This is a genomic window from Atribacter sp. (assembly GCF_035418125.1).
Taxonomy (GTDB): domain Bacteria; phylum Atribacterota; class Atribacteria; order Atribacterales; family Atribacteraceae; genus Atribacter; species Atribacter allofermentans.
Genome location: NZ_DAOLQM010000228.1, coordinates 1 through 3,695, shown reverse-complemented (window position 1 = coordinate 3,695; position 3,695 = coordinate 1). Strand labels below are relative to the sequence as shown.

Here is a 3,695-nt window from a genome sequence, read left to right as displayed (position 1 = left end):
GCTAAATCCTCGATATGTCATGATTGATCATCACCTCATTGGGGGTAACAAGTTCGGTATTGGAATAATTTTAAAGGATAAATTTACCTATCTGAATTAATAAAAAGAAATTCCATATCTTCCTTATGTTTCGATGACTCTTTAGATAAAATATTTTATATTTAGATAACATTTGAGAATATCATAAGCAAACCCGTATTACAAATGAGCAATTCACAAATCAATCCTCTATAATAGAATTATAAGTATTCATTCATGGGACATAGGAGGGTGAAATTGTGAAAAAATATTTGTTCCGAATAGTATTAATTTTAATTGTCTTGTTCATTTTATCAAACATATCCTTTTCCCAAGCCGATCTAGTTTCTCTGGTAAAAAAAGTAAAACCTACGATTGTGGCTATCTATACATTTAATAATCAAGGTCAAAGCTTAATGCAAGGAAGTGGCTTCTTTATAAATAACCAAGGAGATGTCATCACCAATTGGCACGTTATTGAAAGTGCTCATAGTGCCGTGGTAAAAACCTTTGAAGGTAATTCCTATTTAGTAAAAGAGGCTCTAGGTGGAAGCAAAGAAAGTGACTTGGCTTTACTTTCAGTAGATATCCGAAATGATTCAGTTCAAGGTCTTCCAATTTCTCATTCAACCCCTGAAATTGGTGAAAGGGTATTGGTCATGGGAAATCCTTTAGCTCTTGAGTTTAGCGTATCGGATGGAATTATTGCTGCAATAAGAAATATTCCCGAATACTCAAATGGAGAAGTCATACAAATAACCGCTCCGGTTTCTCCTGGTTCCAGCGGGAGTCCAGTGATGAATATGCAGGGTGAAGTAATCGCTATTGCTTTTTATGTCTATTTTCACGGAGAAAATCTTAATTTTGCTATTCCCAGTCAAAGAGTGATAGATATTATTAATAATAAAAGACCTAATCCAATTTCTTTGGCTCAATTATCAGCTGTGGATTTTAAAATTTTTGAGGATTCTTCACATAGATTTTTTGTTAGTTATCCTTCCAATTGGGAACCGGTTACCCAGAATTATCAAAACCAGATTATCAATGGCTTCCTTGCCCCAACAGACAGTCAAAATGATAGTTTTCGTGAAAATCTAAATGTTATTGTTGAAACCTATCAATCCCCAGTTCAATTAGCTGATTATTACCAATGGAATATCAATCAATTAAAAGCTTTCCCCGATATCCAATTTTTAGGGAATTATGATGGTTTTGTTTCGGGTGTTCCCAGCAAAATACTAATTTATAGTCGTTCTCAAAGCGGAAAAAACCTGACTTTTTCACAAGTTTATTTGGTTCAAGGAAATAAAGGATATATTTTAACCTTCACTGCAGAATCTAATAGGTACCAAGTTTATCAACCAATTTTCCAACAAATGATGGATCGTTTCCGATTAAATACTAATTTTTAAATAAATTTTCCATATTATTTAAAACTAATATTTTAAAATTCTGGGGTGTTTTAAATGAAATTAAAAATCGAAGGCATGAGTTGCCAACATTGTGTCGCGAGAGTACAAAAAGCGCTTCAGGAAGTTCCTGGTGTTTTAGCTGTTAGTGTCGATTTAAAAAAGGGTGAAGCCGATATAACCGTCAAAGATGGAGTTACGCCTCAATCCCTGATTTCGGCAATTAAAAATGCCGGTTATGAATCCAAAGTTATATAAAGCCTCGGTATAAATTTGATAGACCATTGCGATTCTTGACAATACTATGCCAGAATAAAAATTTAGCAAGAAGGAGGAAACGGGATGGAATTTATTGAAATATTTGAAATGAAAATGCCAGTGATTGGTCTTGGAACTTGGAATTTGAGAGGGAAAGAATGTTTTGAAGCAACCATTTCTGCCCTTGAGATTGGTTACCGACATATCGATACTGCTGAAATGTATGAAAACGAGAGTGAAATTGGGGAAGCCATAGCTCAATCGTTGGTTCCTCGTAACGAAATATTTCTAACTACCAAAGTTTGGTCCACTCATCTTCAATACCAAGATGTAATCCATTCTTTAGAAAATAGTTTAAAAAAACTGAAAACCGATTATGTTGACTTGTTACTCATTCATTGGCCGAACCCAAATATCTCCTTATCTGAGACTTTTAAAGCGATGAACTATCTAAAAAATAAGGAGATGCTTAGATTTATTGGACTAAGCAATTTTAGTAAAGATCTTCTCATGAAAGCCCAAAAAATATCTTTTTTGCCTATAATGAATGTCCAGGTTGAATACCATCCCTTTCTCGACCAAAAATCCATATTGAGTTACTGTCAAAAAAATAATATTTCATTAACTGCTTACTGTCCCATTGCCCGGGGTCGGGACCTTAATAATCCAACCTTGGAAAAAATTGCTAGCAAATATGAGAAAACAGTTCCACAAATTATGCTCCGTTGGTTAATCCAGCAAAAAAAAGTGGTTGCTATCCCTAAAGCAAAAAGTGCAGAGCATCAGAAGTTAAATTTTGACATTTTTGATTTTCAGTTATCCTCTGATGATATGTATACCATTTTTCAATTAAATCGTGGCCAAAGATTGGTTAAAGGATAACCCAGTTTACAAAGATTTCTAATTTGAAAAACTTAGTGTGGCTGTCCATAAAGAGATCCTAACAATAAAACTGGGAGAAATACTAGGAAAATTGCAACAACTTTTATATTAAAGAAGAATTCTCTAAAATTATTTTATAAAAACATTTAATAAATCGAGATTTTTGGATAAGCCCTTATACCACTTGTGTAGCACCAGATGAGGAAGAAAATCCAATATTCGATATGCCATGGCATATCGCTACATTAATTATAGAATGGGCACAATACCTTGTGCCCCTACTTTTTATATTCTTTGGTAGAGGCTTGATTTATCATACCCGTGGATTTTCAGGATAGACCTTCATGCCACTTGTGTGGCACCAAATAACAATGAAAATATTTATATGCCGATCAATTTCCCCCTTTAGAAAAGGGGGTAAGGGGGATTTGAATTTTTTACTGTTCCGTCATTGCGAGAAGCGCAGCGACGTGGCAATCTCATCCTTTATAATATTTATGAAGAATAAAAAACCTAAAAAAATGAGATCCTCACGGCTTCTGAATACGAAGCCTCAGGATGACGCTTCAGCGTCAGATGGAGATCCTCACGCCCTCAAAAAGCGAGGTCTCAGGATGACCGATTAAAGAATTCATTTGACGGTATTTTCGGGTTAGACATATTAAATACATCAATCCCCCTTGAATAAGCTGGAAAAGAGAGATGGTAAAGTGCTTTTTTATATATTCTGGAAAAGAACCTGATTTCATTAAATTAAAACACCAACTGAAATTAATAAATAAATAATGAAATGTAGAATCATTTTTTGCTATTATATATAATATTTTAGCTGCAAATTATAATTCAGAATTTGGAGGTTATTAATGACTACAAGTCGAAGCTATAATCCATACGAAAACATGTTGCAACTACTCGATTCTGCTGCCGACCAACTTGAGTTGAATCTTGATGATTACATCTCACTTCGCTATCCTGAAAGAGAACTTACGGTTTCTTTCCCGGTTGAAATGGATAACGGACATGTCGAAATGTTTACTGGTTATCGAGTTCAACATTCCAGCAGCAGAGGTCCCTGTAAAGGAGGACTACGATTTGCACCTGATGTAACGATTGATGAAGTAAAGGCTT

Annotated in this window: 4 protein-coding genes; all 4 read left to right on the top strand. The window is 34.6% G+C overall.

Annotated features, from left to right (window positions below):
- Positions 1 to 278: 278 nt before the first annotated feature.
- Positions 279 to 1,430 carry a trypsin-like peptidase domain-containing protein gene (locus PLK24_RS09685; RefSeq protein ID WP_324478619.1) on the top strand — a complete coding sequence of 384 codons (1,152 nt, stop codon included), beginning with the start codon at positions 279 to 281 and terminating at the stop codon, positions 1,428 to 1,430.
- Positions 1,431 to 1,484: 54 nt separating this feature from the next.
- A complete protein-coding gene (locus PLK24_RS09680) occupies positions 1,485 to 1,685 on the top strand; it encodes a heavy-metal-associated domain-containing protein (RefSeq protein ID WP_324478617.1) in 201 nt (66 codons plus the stop codon).
- Positions 1,686 to 1,769: 84 nt separating this feature from the next.
- Positions 1,770 to 2,567 carry an aldo/keto reductase gene (locus PLK24_RS09675; RefSeq protein ID WP_324478615.1) on the top strand — a complete coding sequence of 266 codons (798 nt, stop codon included), beginning with the start codon at positions 1,770 to 1,772 and terminating at the stop codon, positions 2,565 to 2,567.
- An 863-nt stretch (positions 2,568 to 3,430) separates the two neighbouring features.
- Positions 3,431 to 3,695: Glu/Leu/Phe/Val dehydrogenase dimerization domain-containing protein (locus PLK24_RS09670; protein ID WP_324478614.1), on the top strand; the 265-nt coding region annotated here is incomplete at its 3' end.